Genomic DNA, 22,641 nt, shown 5'->3' with positions numbered 1-22,641 from the left:
AAACGATTATTTCTGTACTTTCAGCTTCACAAGTTCAATTTTAGTGGCAGTAACCTTAATTATTTTGAATTGGAAGTTCCCCACTGTAATAATTTCATGAACTTTCGGGAAGCTTTGGTATTCATGAAGAATCAATCCTCCGATAGTCTGATAGTCGTCTTTTTCAGGTAGATTCAGACCGAATTCCTCGTTGGCTTTTTCAATTTCCAGTCGGCCTGATAGAATATATTCATTTTCTCCGATGGCTTTGGCAATGGTAGAGTTGGTGTCATGTTCGTCTTCTATGTCACCCAGGATTTCTTCGACAAGGTCCTCTAAGGCTACAATACCGGCAGTTCCTCCGAATTCATCTACCACGATGGCCAAAGAGCGTTTTTGCTGCATGAAAAGTTTCATCAGTTTATGTGCGCTCATTGTTTCCGGTACGATAGGAATCGTCCGGATATTTTTTCTCCAATCGTTGATACCCTTAAACATTTCAGAAGAATGGATATACCCGATGATATTGTCAATGTCATCTTTGTATACGATGATTTTGCTGACTCCGTTTTCTATAAAGGTTTCTTTCAGTTCCTCCAGACTGGCTTCCTGGTCTACTGCGATAATTTCTGTACGTGGAATCATGCAGTCCCTGATTTTGATGGTAGAAAAATCCAACGCATTCTGGAATATCTTTACTTCGGTGTCGATTTCTTTTTGGTTGCCGGACTCTTCGATGCTGCTTTGGATGAAATAGTCTAAATCTACTTTAGTAAATGCCTTGTCGGTATCTTCTTTATTGATGCGTGTCCCTGTCAGATAAAGGAGGCCTGCCGAAAGTGTGGAGGCAAACCGGCTGATGGGGTAAAGTACTACGTAGCAGATGTAAGTCGGTATGGCAAACAGACGGAGTGTTACGTTCGGATTGATTTTAAACAGCATCTTCGGGAGGAATTCTCCTGTCACCAAGATGATGAGTGTGGAGATGATTGTCTGGATAATGACCAGGCTTGCTTCGTTGGAGATGATTCCTGCCAGGAGATGGTCCTGGATAATCTGTGCCATGAAGATACCGTAAATAACCAGTGCAATGTTGTTTCCTACCAGCATGGTGGAGATGAAATTATTGGGGTTATGATAGAAAACGGATAAAATCCGGGTAGTCATATCGTTCCCCTTTTCCATTTCGAACCGTAACTTGCTGGACGAGACAAAGGCGATTTCCATTCCTGAGAAGAAAGCGGAAAACGCCATTGAAATAAGTAATGGTATGATGAGTCCCATGTTGGTACTGAATTTTCTACGCTAATTCTGTGTTTTAGTGGAATCTGCCGCCGTTTGATCTTCTACGGTGAAGATTCCGGTGTTATTGAATATCTGATAAGCTGTCAGTTGCTGGTTCGACTCAAAGCCGTAACCGGTCAGGATCTTATCAATCTGTTCGATACGTATATATTTGTCTGAATAAATTTTCTCTTTGGTCTGGTCCCAAAACAAGAGTTCTGTGTCGAATTTGTCGCCTTGCTGATTCTGGATATGTACGTTGCCTCTCAGTTCCCATAACTTCTTAGGTTCGTAATAATATGCAGTATCCGCTTTGATACTGGCGTCTACGTGGAAGACACTGTCGAATTTTTCCAGATAGATTCCTTTTTCGAAGGCCCAGAATGGTGGGTTTCTTTGATTATAAATCAGCCACTCTTCTGTGATAATCTTGTATCGGATGGTTCCCGAGTCTGAAATCAACGTCGTTACTCCTGTCGTTTTCATATCGGGTAATGAATCTTTTTTGTCGACGGCTGCTGCCATCGGTTTTTCCTTGCTTCCGCAGGCAGGTAAAAAAAGAAACATAACAGTTGCCCAGACGGCAACTGTTATGCTTATGATTGATTGATATATAGTTCGTTTTCGTTTATCGGACATAATTATCTGATGGTTGTAGTTTCGCCAATCCATCCACCGATTGTTACAGAAGTACCTTTCTTCAAACCTAAGAAGAACAAGTCTTCATCTTTCGGAGTGTGGGCAGCATAGGTTCTGATCAACTCATTTGCTTTTTCAGCTACGCTTGGGTCTACACTTTTAGCACGCTGCAACTTGTCGATAACGGCAAAGTATGTACATTTGTTCAGTGCAGGTTCGTTGTTCCAGTTCGGGCTTGATGCATACATCTGGGCAATCAGGATGTAAGCTTCACCGTAGTTCGGGTTGTAAGACAACGCTTTGTTTGCGTATTGTTTTGCACGGCTCAACTGTTTCTTGCTGAAGAGGATTGCAGCTGCACTGTAGCAGTTGTCTGCCTTCTTTTCAGGATCCTGTTCCAGTTCGATTGCCTGGTCAAAATAGCTGATACTCTTGTCTATATCGCCTTTCTTGAAGTACATGTAACCGCAACCTACAGCTGTAGCGGCAGTCGGTTCGATGGCATGAGCAGCTTCAGAAGCTACGAAGTAAGCTTCTTCTTCTGTACATTTCAATAACTGCATGACATTGATTACCTGTTTCAGATAGTCCAGGTTAGTCTTGTTCTGTTCAACTTTCGGACCGTAGATAGCCTGCAGGTTTTCGCAGCTTGCTGCACCACTGTTGATGAAGTAAGCGTCTACATTGTCTTTAGCCAGTTTCAACAGCTGTTTGTCTTTTTCTGAGGTAGCTGCTTTGTAGGCTGCATCAGCATAATTGGCTGCAGTCAGGTAATCCTGAATGAACTGTTCCTTGTGAGTTTCGTCAGCTTTCAGCTTACGAGAAGAGATATCCATGAATTCCTGCAATGCATAGTATTCTGAATTTTCTTTTTCGCTATCGATAGCTTCCTTACTCATGGCGTATGCTTTGTTCACGTCAATCTTGCCACAATAGTTCAAGTAATCATGCACCTGCAGACCCAGGATAGAACCTTTGGTAGTAGGTTTCTTAACCAAAGTATTCAGCTGATCCAAGTATTTGATACGCTGGTCATAAACAGCCATCAGCTCGTCCATATATACTTTCTGCTGAGCTGCATCTTTTGAAGCGGCAATCAAGGCACGCAAGATTTTTGCACCATTGGTATATGTACTTACCTGCGCTGTAGGAGCTTCGGTAAATACAGCTTTCCATGGCTGATATGCATCTTTAAAGTTGTCTGTCTTGACATACTCAGTATAGATACTGATATTCTTCAAACAACGAACACTGTCTTCTCCGTGTCCAAATCTAGAACCGTCTTCTACTCCTTTCTGAGCAAAAGTCGCTGTTGCTCCTAATGTAAGCGCACACAGCATTGTAAACATCTTCATCTTCATCGTATATAAATTTAGTTGTTCTTCATTTCGTCGTCAAAGGTTAATTAACTCTCCACTTCATGAACCAGTGTTCATTGAAGGTCAGGCCCAACTTCAGTACAAAGCGGTTTTCTGACAACATTCCTTTTACAGAGGGTAGCACCCGTACATACTGTCCGGTAATACTGAGTACCGTGTTGCGTTGGAACAGATGCAACGGTAATCCAAATCCCGCACTTACTCCCCATTCCTTCGGCCCGTCGTATTCTGGCAGTTTCATGTAAGAGGAGGAATAATAGGCTCCTGCCCGATATCTGATACGTGACAGATAGTTCCGTCCATACAGGCTGGGCATGTATTCAATTCCTGCTCCAATCCGAGTTCTGTTCTTGTAGAAATCCGTCGAGTTGTCGTATTTCACATTCTCGAACTGTTGCAATGTATAATCTGCTCCTACGGTCAGGTTTTGTTTATGTTGCCAAGTCAATCCGGCTCCAAAGGTACTTGGAATTCCATACGAATCTTTGATGGTTTCTTCGGTCAGTTCCGAATAGCTGGAACCGTCAGTCACTTGGATACCTTTTGTTTCTGTTGACTTCAAATCATGTCCCAGACCGTATACAAGTCCTAAGGTTACCTTATCGGTTTTACTCAGTTTCTGCGTATACTGCAGACCGAAGTTTGCGATATAGCTGTTGATACTGATGTTGTTGTATGTCGTGGTCTGGTCTCCTCCGTTACTGAGCGTTGCCAGGGTCTGGTAGTCGATTTCTCCGTAGAGGTATCCTACGTTTGCTCCTATCGACAAGTTGTCCAGAATCTTGAAGCCTATACCTCCAAAAATCTGCTGTAATCCTCCGTCACCGTAGAATGTATTGGTCAGCGTCACATCGTCGCTGTTTTCAATATCTGAAGTTCTACTGAATTTATAACCTACATTCGAGTAAGGAGTAAACCCTACGGCAAAGCCGACTCTCGGGTGTAATCTGAACTGCATGGCCAAATAATCAAAGCTGGCGTTTTTGGCATTGGTCTTATAACCGTTCTCCTGATAGTTTGAACTTTTTAGCCCCATACCGATATCAAACATGAACGACAGGGAATCTACTGCACTGTAAGAAGCCGGGTTCATTACGTTTATCTGTTCACTGGATCTCAACGCATATCCTATTCCACCCATGGCTGCATTGTGTGCAAATGCCTGGTCGGACAATTCTCCCAAACCATATCGTGTGTAGGGGGAGTTTGTGCTCGATTGTGCATTTGCTGCAACCGCTCCCATAATGAACAATGCGCTAAAAAGTGCTTTATTACTTGACATTATAATTCAGTATTCTGTTTAAACCTTTCAAGACTAAAAATCTATCTGCAAATATGATACTTTTTAAGTTTGTATCAAAAGAAAATTTATCTCCTCCAGTTAAAAAAACCAAAAGACCGGGATATTTCTTTCGCATATAGGTGATGTATCCTTCTATTTCCAGTTCCATTCCTTTGATGACTCCTGAACGGATGGCCGTTTCTGTATTGTAACCGAATTCTGGCCGATCTCCATCCTTTTCTATCAAAGGCAGCTTGTCGCAATAGGCGCTTAATGCCTTGAAGCGGGTGTAGATTCCCGGAGAAATATTTCCTCCGTGGTAGTTCCCCTCCGCGTCTACGAACTCGTAGGTCAGCGCGGTTCCTGCATCAATGACCAGCAAGTCTTTCCCCGGTTGCTGGTCGGAAGCTCCTACCACGGCTGCCAGCCGGTCCATCCCTAATGTTTGTGGACTACGGTACAGGTTCCGGACAGGTACAGGTGTCTGGTAATTCATTTCAATCATTGGAAACGGTGTCTCCTTCAGTTGTCTGCGTATGGTCTTACTGAGGGTAATGACCGATGCGATGATTCCTTTTTCTATAGGATACTTATGATACAGCAACTGCAGACAATCCAGACTGTGATTGGACCCTCTCAATACTTCAATGATCTGATTGCCGTCGAACACAGCGAGTTTTGCAACCGTGTTTCCTATATCTATTACTAAATTCACGTTACATTCGTTTGATTTGTCTGCAAAGTAACGTAAAAATAAACAGATTGCCCATAAAAATAATGATTTATTTTGGTTTGGTATGAATTATTCGGCGTATTTTTGCAACAAAATATAGCGTAGAAGTAATAATAGTTGAGAAAATGAGGTTTTTGTTGTTGCTATGTTTTCTGATCGGGCTGTCTCCGCTTCGTGCGCAGCAGGCGGATAGCATTCAGTTCAGTCTGTTGACTTGCGCTCCGGGTCAGGAAATCTATGAATTGTTCGGTCACACGGCTATCCGTTACCAGAATTTTACCCGGAATGAGGATTATGTATTCAATTATGGTATGTTCAGTTTCCGGACACCTAATTTTGTATATCGTTTTGTGAAAGGTGAGACAGATTACCAGTTGGGGATTACACCTTATATATATTTTCAGGCAGAATATGCCATGCGGGGGTCGTCAGTCTACCAGCAGGTACTGAATCTGACAGAGGCTGAAAAGCAAAAGTTGTATGACCTCTTGCGTGAAAATTATCTTCCCCAGAACCGGATATACCGGTATAATTATTTTTACGACAACTGTACGACACGGGCCCGTGACCAGATTGAAAAAGCTGTCGCCGGTACTGTCGTATATCCAGAACAGGTTCCTGCCTCTTCTTTCCGTGAAATTGTTCATCATTATACCGATGGCTTTCCGTGGGATGAGTTCGGCATTGATTTATGCCTGGGAGCGGAGGCCGATGCTCCGATCGGTATCCGGCAGCAGATGTTTGCTCCGTTCTACATGAAGGAATTTGCGTCGCAGGCTTATATTGTATCGGCCGATGGCAGTCGCCGTCCGTTGGTGGCTTCGGAAACCAAGATTGTTGACGTAGAACCGGAGCCTGTCGAATCTTCTTTTCCTTTGTCTCCGTTTGCATGCGCTTCCTTGTTTCTGGCATTGAATGTCTGCATCGCCTGGTTGCAGTACAGGAACAGGCGTATCTATTGGGGATGGGATATCGTATTATATGGTATACAGGGAATTGCCGGGTGTGTCATAGCCTTCTTGTTCTTTTTCTCGGTCCATCCTACGGTGGATTCCAATTGGATGCTGATGCTGTTCAATCCGGTTCCGTTGATTTATCTACCAATCATGGTCTATCGTGCCATCCGGCGTAAAAAAGACCTCTATCACGGGGTGAATTTGGTGTATTTAACAATTTTTATAGTCTTATTTCCGCTTTGTGGCCAAAAATTTAATTTAACAGTATTACCTTTGGCGCTCAGTTTACTGGTGAATGCTGCCAGTCATGTTTTAGTTAGTAGGAAAAGAACAGAATGAAAGAACGCATACTTACATCTTTATTGACCGTTTTCGTCATTACCGGTTTACAGGCTCAGTCCGTATCGCCGGTTCCGAAGCTGGTTGTTGGTCTTACCATCGATCAGTTGTGGACCGATTATATCGAGGCTTTCTCGGCCATGTATGGAGAGCGTGGATTCAAGCGGTTGATGAAAGAAGGGCGTGTCTATTTCAATGCTGAATACGACTTTATCAATGTCGACCGTTCTTCTGCCATGGCTGCCATCTATACCGGGACTACACCGTATCAGAATGGTGTGGTAGGGAACCGTTGGATGGATCGAAGTTCGCTGTGTGTAGTCAAGAGTGTCGACGACAAGGATTTCATGGGTATCTATACGTCTGAATCGACGTCGCCCAAGAACCTGCTGGTATCTACGGTTTCTGATGAGCTGATGGTAGCTACCCAGGGTACTGCTGAAGTCTATTCCATTGCTCCGACACGTGAAATGGCTGTTCTTGCCGCCGGACATGCGGCTAAAGGAGCTTTTTGGCTGAATGAAACGACGGGTAAATGGTGTGGTAGTACTTATTATGGAAATTTCCCTCAGTGGGTGACTACGTATAATGACCGTGAAGCCATCGATTTCAGAATCGATAACCTGGTATGGCAGCCTTATTTGCCTGTCAATTCGTATCAATACATCACTTCCGATGCCAAACAGCTTACTTTCAAGCATGATTTTACGGATGAACGGTCGGATAAATACCGGAAGTTCAAGACCAGTCCGTATGTCAATGATGAGGTGAACCGTTTGGTGAATGCCTGCCTGGAGAATACTTCCATCGGCAAAGATGGGGTTCCCGACTTGCTGACGCTTTCTTATTATGCCGGCAATTACGATCATCGTCCTAACACGGAACTCCCCCTGGAAATTCAGGACATGTATGTGCGGCTGGATAACAGTATCGGCGACTTGCTGGAGCTGATTGACCGGAAAATCGGTCTCTCGAATACCTTGTTCTTCATCACTTCAACCGGTTATTCCGATTCAGATCCTGTCGATGCGCCTCAGTACCGTATCCCGGGAGGCGAATTCCACATAGACCGCTGTGCGGCTTTGCTGAACATGTATCTGATGGCCATCTATGGGCCGGGACAGTATGTGGAGACCTATTACGACCAACAGCTTTATTTCAACCATAAGCTGATAGAAGAGAAGAAGATGGACCTGACCGAAGTGATGAACCGGGCTTCCGATTTCATCGTACAGATGAGCGGAGTCCGTTCGGCATATTCTTCGCAGCGTTTGTTGCTGGGTTCATGGACTCCCCGTATTGATAAAATCCGGAACAGTTTCACTCCTACCTGCTCAGGCGACATCTATGTGGAAGTGATGCCAGGATGGTCGGTCGTCAATCCGTATTCAAAGACTGTCAAAGTGGTACGGGAGACTTATGCGTCAGTACCTCTGGCTTTCATTGGATGTAATATCAAGCCCGAAATCATTTATACACCTGTCAAGGTTGCAACGGTGGCACCTACTGTCACACATTTCATGCGTATCCGTGCGCCCAATGCGGCCAGTACTTCGCCTTTGACAGGAATTCGTAAATAACCGGAAGATACATGCTTCCTGTCTGTAAGATTTTTTGTATTTTTGCATGTCTTTTCCGGACAATCTATTTTTTGAAATAATAAACACTGATATACAATGGGATTTAATGAATTTATAAGCAAGTTATTCGGAAACAAGGCTACCCGCGATATGAAGGAAATCCAGCCGTGGGTGAATAAGGTAAAAGCTGTCTATCCGGAAATCCAGAAGCTTAGTAACGATGAACTCCGTGCAAAAACCTTGGAGTTGAAGAAGATGATCAAGGATTCGGCCGCCGACAAGAGTCAGCGTATCGAAGAATTGAAAGCGTCGATTGAAACTACTGATATCGAAAAGCGTGAACCGATTTTTGCAGAAATCGATAAACTGGAAAAAGAGGTGCTTGATAAGTATGAAGAAGTATTGAATGAAATTCTTCCTACTGTATTTGCCATTGTAAAAGATACAGCCCGCCGTTTCTCTGAAAATGAAGAAATCGAAGTGACTGCCAGTGAATTCGACCGTCAGTTGGCCGGCCAGGGACGTGATTTCGTTTCAATCGAAGGCGATAAGGCTATCTGGAAGAATCATTGGAAGGCCGGTGGTAATGAAATGAACTGGAGCATGATTCACTACGATGTACAGTTGTTCGGTGGTGTAGTATTGCATCAGGGTAAGATTGCCGAAATGGCAACCGGTGAAGGTAAGACATTGGTGGCTACCCTGCCGGTATTCCTGAATGCCTTGACCGGTAACGGTGTGCATGTAGTAACCGTGAACGATTATTTGGCTAAACGTGACTCTGAATGGATGGGTCCGCTCTATATGTTCCATGGCCTGAGTGTAGACTGTATCGACAAGCATCAGCCTAACTCGGCTGCACGTCGTCGTGCATACATGGCCGACATCACCTTCGGTACCAACAATGAGTTCGGTTTCGACTACCTGCGTGATAACATGGCTACCAGTCCGAAGGACCTGGTACAGCGTAAACATAATTATGCCATCGTCGATGAGGTGGACTCTGTATTGATTGATGATGCCCGTACTCCGTTGATCATTTCCGGTCCGGTACCTAAAGGCGACCAGCAGCTGTTCGAAGTGCTTCGTCCGTTGGTAGAACGTCTGGTGGAAGCTCAGCGTAGACTGGCCACCCAATACCTGGCCGATGCCAAGCGTCTGATTGCTTCCGACAAGAAGGAAGACGTCGAGGCAGGTTTCCTGGCTTTGTTCCGTAGCCACAAGGCACTGCCGAAGAACAAGCCGTTGATCAAGTTCTTGAGTGAACCGGGTATCAAGGCTGGTATGCTGAAGACCGAGGAAATCTACATGGAGCAGAACAACAAACGTATGCCTGAAGCGGTAGAGCCGTTGTATTTCGTTATCGACGAGAAACTGAAGAGTGTGGATTTGACCGATAAAGGTATCGATTTGATTACAGGTAAGTCTCAGGACCCGACATTGTTCGTGCTTCCGGATATTGCCGGTCAGCTGTCTGAACTGGAAAATGAAACCGGATTGAGCGATGAAGAGAAATTGGCGAAGAAAGACGAACTGCTCACCAATTATGCCATCAAGTCAGAACGTGTACATACCATCAACCAGTTGCTGAAGGCTTACACCATGTTCGAAAAGGATACCGATTACGTGGTGATGGACGGACAGGTGAAGATTGTAGACGAACAGACCGGACGTATCATGGACGGACGTCGTTGGAGTGACGGTCTGCACCAGGCCGTAGAAGCGAAGGAAGGTGTGAAGGTAGAGGCAGCTACTCAGACATTCGCTACCATTACCTTGCAGAACTACTTCCGTATGTATCATAAGCTGTCTGGTATGACCGGTACAGCCGAAACAGAAGCCGGTGAGTTCTGGGACATCTATAAGCTGGATGTAGTGGTAATCCCGACTAACCGTCCGATTGCCCGTATCGATATGAACGACCGTGTCTACAAGACCAAGCGTGAAAAATACAAGGCTGTTATCGAAGAAATCGAGAAGATGGTACAGGCTGGACGTCCGGTACTGGTGGGTACTACTTCCGTAGAAATTTCTGAAATGCTGAGCAAGATGCTGACACTGCGTAAGATACCTCACAATGTGTTGAACGCCAAGTTGCATCAGAAGGAAGCCGATATCGTAGCGAAAGCCGGTCAGGGAAGTACGGTAACCATTGCTACCAACATGGCCGGTCGTGGTACCGATATCAAGCTGAGTCCGGAAGTGAAGGCTGCAGGCGGTCTGGCCATCATCGGTACAGAACGTCACGAGTCCCGTCGTGTAGACCGTCAGTTGCGTGGTCGTGCCGGACGTCAGGGAGACCCGGGTTCATCTGTATTCTTCGTTTCGCTGGAAGACGATTTGATGCGTCTGTTCTCATCCGACCGTATTGCCCGTGTAATGGATAGACTGGGCTTCAAGGAAGGCGAAATGATTGAACATAAGATGATTTCCAATTCTATCGAACGTGCCCAGAAGAAGGTGGAAGAAAACAACTTCGGTATCCGTAAACGTTTGCTGGAATACGATGACGTAATGAACAAGCAGCGTACGGTAGTCTATACGAAACGTCGTCATGCCTTGATGGGTGAACGTATCGGTATGGATATTGTCGATATGATTTGGGACCGTTGCGCAAATGCGGTTGACCAGCCGACATACGAAGATGTACGCATGGAAATCCTTCAGACACTGGCAATGGAGACTCCGTTCTCGGAAGAAGATTTCCGTACCAAGCGTAAGGAGGACCTGGCTAATCAGACTTTCGAGCAGGCTATGGTCAACTTCAAGCGTAAGACTGAACGTATGGCTCAGATTGCTTACCCGGTTATCAAGCAGGTATACGAAAATCAGGGTCAGATGTATGAAAATATCCTGATTCCGATTACAGACGGTAAACGGATGTACAACATTCCGGTAAACCTGAAAGCTGCTTACGAAACCGAATGCCGTGAAGTGGTGAAATCGTTCGAGAAAGTCATCCTGTTGCATACCATCGACGATGCCTGGAAGGAAAACCTGCGTGAACTGGATGAACTGAAACATTCTGTCCAGAATGCAAGTTACGAACAGAAAGACCCGCTGTTGATTTTCAAACTGGAATCTGTGAACTTGTTCGACAGCATGGTCAGCAAGATCAACAACAATACGATTTCTGTCCTGATGCGTGGTCAGATACCGGTACAGGAACCGCAGCAGGTGCGTGAAGCCGCTCCTGAACAGGCTCCTAAACGCAACCAGTACAAGGAAGAAAAAGTGGATTTGAATGATCCGGACCAGCAGGCTGCAGCTGCACAGGATACCCGTGCACAACAGAAGACGGAACCTTACCGTGCAGAAAAGACTGTAGGCCGGAATGATCCTTGCCCATGCGGTAGCGGTTTGAAATATAAGAACTGTTGTGGTAAGGACAAAGAATAAGTCATTGCACTGATAATTTACAGAAGCCGACCCTATCTCTCATCGGGTCGGCTTTTTTTATTACCTTTTAACTCAGTCATCCGTCAGAATATATTATTTTTGCTTCCAGACAATAGAAAGACTCATTCTTATGAAAAAGACTAGTTGGTTATATGTATTCATCGCTTGTTTTCTGGCTTCGTGCAGTTCTATCCAGTCGTTTACTTTCGATGAACTGATTCCTGCCGAGACGAGTTTTCCGGAACAACTGGCTACTGTAGCTGTAGTGAATAATATGGTGGCTATTCCTGTTCCCAAGCCATCCCTGCTTACGCTGGGTTCCTTGGAGGGAGATGGAAAGGTTGCTTCAGAAATGTTGGCCGGCGGTTTGGCGGACAGCCGTTATTTCCGTCAGATAATCATTTGTGACTCGGCATTGCAGGGAAAAGAAGTGCATCCTTTCACAGGACATCGTATGCTTACTTCGCAGGAAGTGGATAAGTTGGCATCCGAATTGGGAGTCGACATGTTGTTTTCCTTAGACCGTATAGCTATCCATACAGAACGGAAACAGGTGGTCTATCCGCAGTTCTCTGTTCCTTTCGAGGCCTTGCAGGTTCAATTGGCACCTACGTTGAGTGTGTATGTACCAGGACGTGACAAGCCGATGCGGGTCTTGACCGTACGTGACAGTGTCTACTGGGATATTGACCCGTCTGTATCTGACAAGGCTGTAATCAGAGAGATTTCAGAACGTGCCTCTTCTTTACTGGTTCCTCACCTGACCCCTCACTGGGAGAATACTGCCCGCATTTATTTCAGTGGAGGCTCGCCGGAAATGCGCGATGCGGTAGTTTATCTGCGCGAGAACGATTGGGCCGGCGCGCAGAGTTTGTGGGAGTCTGTATACGAAAGCCGGAAGAAAGGGAATCTGAAGCTGAAGGCGGCTTTCAATGCGGCTTTGGCTTGCGAGATGCAGGGAGATATCAACCAGGCATTCGCTTGGTTGGTGAAAGCTAAGGCTTTGGCTAAACCGGCTACGGAAGAAGAGCAGGCCATCGCTTTCTATGCTTCCCAGCTTGAAAAACGGAAGGAGGAGCTGCCTAAACTGGAATTGCAGATGAGTCGTTTTCAAAACAAATTCTGAGGTTTTTGTTTGTACGTTTGATTTTTTTTGTACTTTTGGGTATATAAAAGTAAGAGCCTATGAAAATTAGTGATAAGTCACGCGCTGCAATTACGGATTCCTTGAAGGAGGCCCTTTGCAGATATGTAACCGGTACGGATAATGCGGTGGTTACAGATATTCATTTACAGCCTAATCCTGACAGTGGGGAACTGCTGATATTCAACGATGATGACGAGGAGTTGTCTCGGGTGATTGTGGATGAATGGGTAGAATATGAAAGTGACGACTTTTACAAGGAGGTAGAACCTGTGTTGCGGTCTATACTTGCCGGACTGAAGGATGCAGGGATGCTGGATAAGTTATCGTTGATGAAACCCTTCTCGTTCGTACTGGTGGATGATGAGAAAGAAACAGTGGCCGAATTGTTGCTGATTGATGACGAAGACACTTTGTTGCTGAGTGACGAACTGCTGAAAGGGTTGGATGAGGAGTTGGATGACTTCCTGAAGAAACTGCTGGAAGAAAAATAAACTATCGGAATAAGTTCGCCGGAAGAGGGACCGCATGTCCTTTTTCCGGCTTTTTAGTATACTAGAATCTATTGCTATGGGTGAACGTATCGTTTTTCGTCGGAATAATCAGCTTGCTTCTATAAATCCACGCTGGCGGGGGAATCCTTCCGTCAACGGAAAGTTTTTCAACAGGCAGCACCGTTGGCGACCGGGGATGGGGAGTGTCTTGAAATGGCGTTTCTCGCCCAATCCACAGCGGAGGGAGAAGCGGACCATTCCTTGGAATCCGTCTGTGCATTTTCTGCATTCCCTGGACCAGGTGGTGGGGAATTCCCTGATATGGCTGGGACATAATTCGTTCTTCCTGCAACTGGGAGGAAAGCGGTTCATGATCGATCCGGTTTTCGGGAATATTCCTTTTGTAAAGCGGCGCTCCAAATTGCCGGCCAATGCTTCCATCTTCCGGAATATCGACTATCTGCTTATCAGCCATGATCATTTCGACCATCTGGACAAGCCGAGTGTAGCACAGCTGTTTGCCCAGAATCCGCAGATGAAACTTTTCTGTGGACTGGGTACCGGTGCCTTGATCGGTTCCTGGTTTCCGGAGATGAAAGTGATAGAAGCTGCCTGGTATCAGCAGTATACCGATGACGGACTGACGTTGACCTTCCTTCCGGCCCAGCATTGGAGTAAACGGGGGGTAGGAGATGGAGGCGAACGGTTATGGGGGGCTTTCATGATTCAGGCCGATGGGATTACCATTTATAACAGTGGTGATACGGGGTATGCCCAGCATTTCCGTGAATTGCCCGACCTCTTTCCACACATTGACTACTGCATGATCGGCATCGGTGCCTATAAGCCCCGATGGTTTATGAAACCCAATCATATTTCTCCATACGATGCCTTGACAGCCTCGTCAGACATGGAGGCCTATGTAACAATACCGATGCATTACGGTACTTTCGATCTTTCTGACGAACCGTTGTTCGACCCGCCTCACGTATTCCGGGCAGAAGCTAAGCTCCGTAACAAGGAGATTATAGTACCTGAGCTGGGGGAAATCATTAAATTGAAACCGCAACGATGAATGAATCCGGAAAAACGAACGTTTGTTTTGCTTTGAATGAACGTTCGTTTTATACAAAACAAACTCGTATGTTCATTGAAATGCGAGTTTGTTTTTGCACAAAATCTGTTATGGACAAAATTAGTCTGTTCGTATATTAGAAACTGTTAAAAAATATTCATAGTAATAGTCAGTTCAAATTGTAGGTTCAACTAGAACTGGTACCTTTGGATTATGATATACCTGAATTTTACTTTAATAAAGTTACTGACCCTCGTGTAACCGATTGTTGTCTGCATCTGTCTGTCAGACATTCGAGAGAGATTGTCCTGCATATTGTTTCGGGACAGAAAGACAAAGTGAATATAAATCGAAGACTCTACAATGCAGCTTTAGACATAAACTATCTGAAAAAAATACTGGAATTTTGATTAAGTTGCCTTGTTGAATACTAGGGTATATATGAAAAAATATTTATATTTGCATATCGAAACCCTCTCATTGGTGAAATTACTTTAAAACATTTCTTAACATTGTTATCGAATGTTAATGGGGGGGTAACCTGTATTATTATGAAAAGAGGCTTGCCCAATCATTGATTTTTATGGTTTTGATGTTAAATTTATTAACATTTGGGCTGCCTTAGTTTATTGTAGGCATTTCGGAAAACCATAGGAATTGTTTTTTGATTAGAATTAACTGTCTAAAAAACTATTTTCTATGACTTTGCACTCTGTTAACGAACATTTTGGTTGTAACAACTATGCTACAGATGAAACATCATTGTTCTTTTTGCGCGATGTTAAGCCGGGTGAAACAATCATGAGGAATTATCTTGATTTCACTTTGCTTGTTTTTTTGTATAGTGGAGATGTTGAAATTGATTATGGAATTGACAGTAAATTACATTTAAAAGCAGGAAATGTATTTCTCTTACCTAAAAATTTTGAAATAAAAGTTACATCGTCAGGGGACGTAGCACGTGTACTTTTATGTAAATTCACGAGCGATATTAAAATGTGTTCCATGTATTCGCTCAAGCAATTGGAAAAAAACTTGCCGGACAATCTTGATAACCGCTTGTTTAGTTTGCCTTTTGATGACAGAATCAAGTCGTTTGTAGATCTTACTGTCCTGGCGTTGTCGGCAGGTTTGAGCTGTATACATTATCATCAGATAAAGCGTGAGGAGCTGTTCATGTATCTTCGTGCCGGTTATACGAAGGAAGAACTTGCAATGTTTTTTTCTCCTGTCCTTGGAAAGGATCTTGATTTTAAGGATTTTGTTCTTACACATTATAAACAAATATTCGATGTCAGGGAGTTTGCCCAAAAAGCCAATATGAGCCAGAGCACGTTCAACCGCCGTTTCAAGGAATCCTTCAATGATACAGCCCTGAAATGGCTTCTTGCCCGCAAGTCGGAAAGTATTCTGAATGATATTGTAAAGAGCGATTTGACATTTGCCGAAATCTCGGAAAAATACCGTTTCTCTTCTCCTTCTTATTTTGTGACTTTCTGTAAAAAGCATTATGGAAAGACCGCAGCAAAGCTTCGTAAAGAGGGTATTTGATTAAAAATCGTAATTTATTGACGCTTTTTTGCAATTTGTCATTTCTCCAAACTACCTATTTTTGCATCGAATATTTATAGAATTTTTGAGTACATGAGATTTAAGAACAGAAGAATATTGTTTTTATGCTGTTTTTTATTTTTAGCATGTATTGCTAATGCGCAGAATATAGCTGTAAAGACAAATGCACTTTACTGGGCAACATTATCGCCCAATGTCGGTCTGGAAATTAAATTGGACAGACAGTTTACTACCGACCTTCAGGCAGTGTATAATCCTTGGGAGTTTAATAACGGGAAGACAATGAAATTCTGGCTTGCCCAGCCCGAATTGCGATACTGGTTTTGTGAGGCCTTCGAAGGTCATTTTGTTGGAGTTCATCTTCATGGGGCACAGTTCTATGCGGTTCCCAAAGACAAGGTTTACGACGGATATCTTGCTGGTGGAGGGTTTACTTACGGTTATAACTGGATTTTGTCTCCCCACTGGAATCTTGAAGCGCTTATCGGTGTAGGGTATGCGCGTCTGTGGTATAAGGAATATCCGGACATGCCGTGTATGAAATGTTATGAGAACAAGAAGAAAGATTATGTGGGTCCTACCAAGATAGCCCTTTCAGTATCTTATCTGTTTTAATTAAAGAGTTTTCCTGTATGAAATCAAGATATGCTTATTATATATTATTAGGACTGATTCCGATGGCTGTTGCAACCGGAGCGGTCCCCGATAAGTCGAAGAAAGTTACTGTGGACCCTGTAAAGACACTTACCCCTGACAGTGCCTCGGCCGTAAATGTAGATGTCATGATAAATGTTCCTGCGCACGCGTTTTCAAGCCGTAGCCGTCTGATTATAGTGCCACAGCTTATCAGCAATGATACTATGGTGTCGGAATGCAGGGCAATGGTGCTTGATGCTCCTATATATTCTAAGAAGATGGAACGGCGCGTCAAGCTGGAAGGTTATGTAGATACCCTTGCCGAAAATTCAGGAAGAGTGAACAACCGTGAGAATCAGTCGATACCCTATATCGAACGTGTGTCTGTTCCGGAAAATATCGACGGAGGACGTATCATTGCCGTGCTTTCTACCGACGGATGCGGTGAATGCGAGGTTACAGACACTGTAGATATGGCATACATAGCAAACCTGCCTACACTTATAGAACCGAAGAAATCATTGCAGCTTAACTGGATAGAACCTGAGTTTGTAGTCAAGCCAAAGGTGATGCAGGGCAAGGGCGAGGCGCTACTGCAGTTTGTGATAAACAGGCATGACATCAATCTTTCATTGGGAAATAACGAAAAGGAGATGAACACAATGCTTTCTGTACTTGAAAAGATTGTGAACGACAGCCTTGCCACACTCAACAGTGTAAATATATACGGTATGGCGTCGGCTGACGGTTCGTTTGCGTTTAATACTACCCTGTCGAGGAACCGTGCAAATTCAGCCAAGAAATGGCTCGTTTCACAGTTGGGTATTCCGCAGAAGCAGGCCGATGAATTCAGTATCGGTTCGCGTCCCGAAGGATGGTTGCCTGTGCTTGAGGCTATGCGCGCCGACGGGCATAAGGACACGCTGAAGGTGAAGGAAATTCTTGACAAGTACAATGCCGAGAACGATGATGTGGCTGAACGCTACATCCGCCGTCTGGCCTGCTGGAACGATATCAAAAACAGGTATCTGCAGAAAGACCGTAAGGTGGAATACGAATATACATATACTATAAAGAGTTTTACTTCCGACGAGGAACTGCTCAGTATGTACAGCAAACGTCCCGACGCATTCAACGAGGAGGAACTGCTCCGGGTATCAGTGCTGAAGCAGACACCGGAAGAGAAGAAGGAAGTCTATCGCACGATACTTCGTTATTTCCCCCAGTCGAAGGTGGCAGCCAATAATTTGGCAGTCCTTCTGCTCAGGGAGGACAAAGTGGACGAAGCAGAGCAGGTAATCAATTCAGTGGAAGGATATACCTCGGAAATTATGAACACCAAGGCAGCGGTTTATGTATATAAGAACGACTACGAAAGAGCGATAGAACTGCTTCAGGCCGATGTCACGCTGCCTGAGGCAAAGTATAACCTCGGCATCATAAAGGCAAGTGCCAGACAGCTGGACGAGGCATACGAGCTGCTTAAGGACTATCGCGATACGAATGCCGCTGTGGTAGCGCTCAGTGTGAACCGTAACAATGAGGCATACGATATAATGTCTGCCAATGAGGACACCACGCCGCGTGCCGAGTATGTACGGTCTTTGGTTTTCGCACGCCGTAACGAGGCGAACAATATGTTGTCGCATCTTGAGAAAGCCGTGGTGGAGGAGGCTTACAGAAACCGAGCCCGTACGGAAGCCGACTTCATGCCATACGCACAGTTGGATAAATTCATTATTCTGATTAATAATGGAGGAAAGAACCATGAATAAACTTCAACACATACTGAAATGTTCTGCAATGGCGTTGGTGCTGTTGATAATGCTGGGGGGATGTATCCGCACGGAATTGCAGGACTGTCCGCCGCTGCAGATAACACTTACGGTGAAGGACAAGAACTATTTCAATATCGACGATGCGGTGAAGCTGGGCCTGAAGGAAAGAAAAGCCGAGGACCTGCCTTTCCGCGAATATGTGAGTTCTATCTACTATATAGTGCACGACGAGGAAGGCAATGTGGTGGCAGAACAGAAAAATACAGCTGTCGACAATGACGGGCAGACACAGCTTATCGTCCTTCCCGTTTCGCTTCCATACGGAAAATACACTGTTACCGTATGGGGAAACATGAAGAGCGAGGCACCGCTTGGCGATAATCCCACTGAGGCGGAAATGGAAGCTGCCGGAGCATCGCTCAATGACATTTATCTGGCAAGCGGCACTTTCGACTACAGATACGGAAGCGAGGAATATACGCTCGGGATGGAACGTACCAAGGGCGACCTTCTAATAAAGGTGGAGGGAATACCGGAGAATATCGACTTCTCTACCAAGGATATTGAAGACATCTTCGGACGTGTGGACAACGATTTCAACTATTCAAGGCTGACCAATCTCCATACGGAACTTGATTGGGAGAAGAGGGTGGAGCTGAAGAGCGAAACGCTGATGTGTCCTTCGCCTACTTACGAAGGCTCTACGCTGAGCGTGATGTTTATCGACAAGTCGGCAGCAGAAAATGCCGGAAGGGCTACCTACTATCCTACACTGGTCCCTCAGGATATAAACATCACGATGGGGCGTAACGAGATAACCATTCTGCGATATGTCTATCTGGAGGATGGCGGAGGAGGAACAGTAGACCCTGATCCCGACCCGAATCCGGACCCCGACCCAGATCCGGACCCTGATCCCGACCCGGACAATCCTGATAACCCTGACCCGGACGAGCCGGACAACCCTGATAATCCTGACCCGGATGAACCGGATACCCCCGATCCGGACGATCCTACACCGCCTGTACAAGGTGAGTTTAAGATTTACGTCCGTGTGAACGATAATTGGGAACTGATACATGGTATGGAGCTTGATTAAAAATATTTGAATTATTAATAACGCTACTAACTATAAGATTATGAACAAGAAGTTTATTTTGGGAATTACATTGCTTGGAGCTTTGTCTTTCTATTCCTGTTCAAACGAAACTGTTATTGACAGTGAAACGGGACAGGAAGTCGGTAATAATGAGCAGGTTTTATCCCTGACTATTCTCAATTCTGGTGATGGACTTACAAGCCGTGCCGGCAGACCTATGTACGGTACTGAGGCTAAACAGACTATTGATAAGGTAAGGTTGTGGATTTGTGACTCAGGTGGTAAAGTGGTTTATATCAAGGATTATTCAGACTGGCTGAGTGATTCGGAATCATACGACAACGGACGGATGACAAATTTCGTACTTGAGAACCGTCTTACGGCAGGTACTTATACCGTTTATGCCATAGGTTATGATTCAAATTCGGATTATGATTTGTCTGTGTTTACAAGATTGGCTAAAGAATCAACATATTCACCTAATACAATAATCTCAAAGACAAGTGATGGAGGTGAAACTGTACATGGAGAAGAATTCTTTGCCGGTTCGCTTGATTTTACACTTAGTGATAGCAAAGGATTTAAGAAAGATGTGGTTCTGAATCGTCAGGTGGCAGGTGCATATATCTATGTAAAAGATATTCCATTTATGAATGGAAATTCCCGATATATACGTCTGGTAGCATCGGCAAAGAACAACGAACTTGTCTTTGGTAATTTTGCAAATATTGATATTGCTTCGAATGGAGGAGCCGGTACAGCTGCTAAGTTTGTGGTGAACGGTACAAGTCCTGCTACATTGACAGGTAATGAGTATGAGATTTGCAAGATTGATTTACAAAATTGGTTCTACAGTATCTCTGATGAAAACAATGACGGATTGATAGATGCTACAGTAACAACTGATCCTTCTGGTTGTCAGTATTCTGGTTTACAGGGAAATAACTGGAAGAATCCATATAAGCCGACTGATCCTAATTCAACCGATTATCCTACATTCCGTAGAGGTTCTGTCTTCGGAGGAGAATTTATTATTCCGTTTGCAAAAGTGGCTGGAGAACAGACTTTGAAACTTCAGTTGCTTGATTCTAGTAGTCAAGAATTGCTTTCATGGAATATCAATCTTTCAAGCACAGACCAGCAGGTAGGAAAGACAGTTACTTATTGGAATAACAGCAGTTGGGGATCTTTCACAAGCAAAGATGATAAGAACAGTTACAGCCTTGTGCGTAACCATGTGTATGGAATTGGCAACCGTACGATGGACAATCCGGGATGGAATCCTGATCCTGAAGATCCGGGAACAGACCCTGAACCACCTGTTGACCCAATTGATCCAACAGATCCGTCAGATCCTGATCCGGATAAACCAACAGATCCGGACCCTGATCCAACAGATCCTACAGACCCGGACAATCCAAATCCAAACCCGGATGTAGATGACCCAGAATCGTTGGACAACAAGCAGTATCTGACAGTCAAGGTGAACGATAACTGGGAGATTATCCACGATATGGAGCTTGAATAAAAAATATGTATCGTTTAAACAGTGTTTAAACACTGTTTAAACGATGTTTAAATAGCGATTAAATTATAACAAACAATTAATAATGATTATGAGAAGACAATTTTTAGGTGCGCTGTTGTTTGCCGGAACATTGGCTTTCACAGCTTGTCAGAATGAAACAATTATTTACGTTGACGAGAATGGAAATCCTATTGAGAATGTAGAACTCAAGGAAGGTGAAGGCTTGTTGAAAATCAACTTGTCAAACACAAGTGCTGACTCACGTGCTGTACGTCCTGTTGGTAGTTCGGCAGCGGCTAATAATGTGAATGTGGTTAAGATTTATGTGTTTAAAGAAAATCAAGGAACATATAAATTTGATACTTCTGTAGATGTTTCAACTGAAGAATCAACGGACGGTATCATTGTTATTAATGATTTTACAGCTAAGGATGAACATCCTAATCCAACACAAAATTGGGAAGATCACACCGACCAGACAAAAACTATAAAGCTTAAAGGTCTGGTTCAAAATTCTAAATATAAGTTTGTGGCTGTAGGTTATAATGTAGATAATCCGTCAAGTAATACTACAAATCCTTATGGAGAACCAAGCTTGTCTAATGGAACTACTACTTTGGACGTTTTTACAACTACTGCATTAGGCGAAGAAAAAACAGATTATGATATAGAAGAACTTTTCGCCGGTGTATCTGATGAAAATGCTACACAGACTGATAAAGCTGCTTTTAGCACTCCTGCTTCAGTTACTTTAACTCGCCAGGTAGCAGGTATGTTGGGATATTTCGATAATGTACCTACTAAGATTGATGGTAAAGTTGTACAGTATGTAAGAGTGTATGCAAATGATGAGTATACTCAGTTTAAATGGCCTGCACAGCTTTTAACTGATGATGATTTCAATGGTGATACAAAGCAGACTACTGTAGGGTCAGGCAATGGTGAATCAACAACAGGAACTAACGGAAAGTTCCTTTTAATGGAGTTCGATATGTCTAAGATTGCTACAAACTGGAATGGAACAGCTGCAGAACAGTCAGCGACATCTTATACATTTAATACATTAACCAATAATGCAGTTGCGACTGCATCTGTATCAACAAATTCATCAGCAAAACCTTTTGCAGAGGGTTACAACGGAACAACTAATTTAACACTTAAAGAAAACTCTATCTTTGGCGGTCGCTATATCATTCCTTACGCAGGTCATGTTGACTCACAGACTTTGACTGTTGAATTGCAGGGTACTGATGGAACTGCATTGAAAACATTGAAGGTAACTACAAATAACGCTCCAAGTGGCGTTACCGATGGAACTTACAAATATGACATCCGTTGTAACAACTTCTACTCTATCGGTAAGAAACTATATACAGACAATACCGGTGGTGACCCAGATCCAGATCCAACTCCCGAAAATCCAGATCCAGACGAACCAATCGACTTGAGTTCAAATACCAATATCGTAGTAATAATCAACGATGCATGGGAAGTGCTTCATAACATGGGTGTAGAAGAATAAAAAAATAAATTGCTTTGAGGATACTCAAAAGACTCATGGCATGGTTCCTTGTGGAATCATGCTGTGAGTTGATTAAAAAAGTAGAACACTATAAACTTTAAGTTCAGCAGGTCAGTTCTTTATATCTGATTTTTATTTTATACCGATCATGACTATCGTTTCATTTGCATTTATGGTAACACAGAAAAGATTAGGTTTTTGCTGTATTACGATAAATGAATGA

The 22,641-nt window shown here is 43.9% G+C and carries 17 protein-coding genes; 12 read left to right on the top strand and 5 right to left on the bottom strand.

Going from position 1 to position 22,641, the window contains the following annotated elements; all coding sequences use genetic code 11:
* Positions 1-6: 6 nt before the first annotated feature.
* From C510_RS0100860 to C510_RS0100840, 5 genes are read right to left on the bottom strand one after another with little or no spacing between them, the layout of a single operon-like run.
* On the bottom strand, positions 7-1,263 hold the full coding sequence (locus C510_RS0100860) for a hemolysin family protein (RefSeq protein ID WP_018709443.1): 1,257 nt from the start codon (positions 1,261-1,263) through the stop codon (positions 7-9).
* Between the two features lie 21 nt (positions 1,264-1,284).
* The gene (gene lptC, locus C510_RS0100855) at positions 1,285-1,902 is read right to left on the bottom strand and encodes an LPS export ABC transporter periplasmic protein LptC (RefSeq protein WP_025892134.1); all 618 of its coding nucleotides are present in this window, start codon (positions 1,900-1,902) and stop codon (positions 1,285-1,287) included.
* A 2-nt stretch (positions 1,903-1,904) separates the two neighbouring features.
* On the bottom strand, positions 1,905-3,263 hold the full coding sequence (locus C510_RS0100850; RefSeq protein ID WP_018709441.1) for a tetratricopeptide repeat protein: 1,359 nt from the start codon (positions 3,261-3,263) through the stop codon (positions 1,905-1,907).
* Between the two features lie 40 nt (positions 3,264-3,303).
* Positions 3,304-4,563 (bottom strand): BamG family beta-barrel-assembly machinery protein, encoded by a 1,260-nt coding sequence (gene bamG, locus C510_RS0100845; protein ID WP_025892135.1) that lies wholly within the window; start codon positions 4,561-4,563, stop codon positions 3,304-3,306.
* Positions 4,553-5,278 carry a type III pantothenate kinase gene (locus tag C510_RS0100840; protein ID WP_022339459.1) on the bottom strand — a complete coding sequence of 242 codons (726 nt, stop codon included), beginning with the start codon at positions 5,276-5,278 and terminating at the stop codon, positions 4,553-4,555. Before C510_RS0100840 ends, bamG begins: the two co-directional genes overlap by 11 nt.
* Before the next feature lie 143 nt (positions 5,279-5,421).
* Between C510_RS0100840 and lnb the strand changes: the two genes are divergently transcribed.
* The 12 genes from lnb to C510_RS16815 all read left to right on the top strand — a co-directional run bounded on the left by lnb (position 5,422) and on the right by C510_RS16815 (position 22,418).
* On the top strand, positions 5,422-6,591 hold the full coding sequence (gene lnb / locus C510_RS0100835; protein ID WP_018709438.1) for a lipoprotein N-acyltransferase Lnb: 1,170 nt from the start codon (positions 5,422-5,424) through the stop codon (positions 6,589-6,591).
* Complete coding sequence (locus C510_RS0100830; RefSeq protein WP_018709437.1) at positions 6,588-8,171, top strand: alkaline phosphatase family protein; 1,584 nt, start codon at positions 6,588-6,590, stop codon at positions 8,169-8,171. Before lnb ends, C510_RS0100830 begins: the two co-directional genes overlap by 4 nt.
* A gap of 96 nt (positions 8,172-8,267) precedes the next feature.
* Complete coding sequence (gene secA / locus C510_RS0100825; protein ID WP_018709436.1) at positions 8,268-11,570, top strand: preprotein translocase subunit SecA; 3,303 nt, start codon at positions 8,268-8,270, stop codon at positions 11,568-11,570.
* A gap of 130 nt (positions 11,571-11,700) precedes the next feature.
* Positions 11,701-12,696 (top strand): DUF6340 family protein, encoded by a 996-nt coding sequence (locus C510_RS0100820; protein ID WP_018709435.1) that lies wholly within the window; start codon positions 11,701-11,703, stop codon positions 12,694-12,696.
* Positions 12,697-12,755: 59 nt separating this feature from the next.
* Entirely contained in the window at positions 12,756-13,208 is a 453-nt protein-coding gene (locus C510_RS0100815; protein WP_025892136.1) for a hypothetical protein, read from the top strand.
* A gap of 76 nt (positions 13,209-13,284) precedes the next feature.
* Complete coding sequence (locus C510_RS0100810) at positions 13,285-14,283, top strand: MBL fold metallo-hydrolase (protein ID WP_025892137.1); 999 nt, start codon at positions 13,285-13,287, stop codon at positions 14,281-14,283.
* 699 nt (positions 14,284-14,982) lie between these two features.
* Complete coding sequence (locus C510_RS0100800; RefSeq protein ID WP_018709431.1) at positions 14,983-15,834, top strand: helix-turn-helix transcriptional regulator; 852 nt, start codon at positions 14,983-14,985, stop codon at positions 15,832-15,834.
* Positions 15,835-15,927: 93 nt separating this feature from the next.
* On the top strand, positions 15,928-16,470 hold the full coding sequence (locus C510_RS0100795; RefSeq protein WP_025892138.1) for a DUF3575 domain-containing protein: 543 nt from the start codon (positions 15,928-15,930) through the stop codon (positions 16,468-16,470).
* Positions 16,471-16,487: 17 nt separating this feature from the next.
* Positions 16,488-18,266, top strand: a complete 1,779-nt coding sequence (locus C510_RS0100790; protein WP_018709429.1) for an OmpA family protein — start codon at positions 16,488-16,490, stop codon at positions 18,264-18,266.
* Entirely contained in the window at positions 18,259-19,368 is a 1,110-nt protein-coding gene (locus C510_RS0100785; protein WP_018709428.1) for a FimB/Mfa2 family fimbrial subunit, read from the top strand. Before C510_RS0100790 ends, C510_RS0100785 begins: the two co-directional genes overlap by 8 nt.
* Positions 19,369-19,408: 40 nt before the next feature.
* Positions 19,409-20,896, top strand: coding sequence for a FimB/Mfa2 family fimbrial subunit (locus C510_RS0100780; protein WP_018709427.1), 1,488 nt, complete (start codon positions 19,409-19,411; stop codon positions 20,894-20,896).
* 88 nt (positions 20,897-20,984) lie between these two features.
* Positions 20,985-22,418, top strand: coding sequence for a hypothetical protein (locus C510_RS16815; protein WP_154651926.1), 1,434 nt, complete (start codon positions 20,985-20,987; stop codon positions 22,416-22,418).
* The last annotated feature ends 223 nt before the right edge of the window (positions 22,419-22,641 follow it).

Source organism: Phocaeicola barnesiae DSM 18169 = JCM 13652, assembly GCF_000374585.1.
Classification (GTDB): Bacteria; Bacteroidota; Bacteroidia; order Bacteroidales; family Bacteroidaceae; genus Phocaeicola; species Phocaeicola barnesiae.
This window is presented reverse-complemented; position numbering and strand designations above follow the sequence as displayed.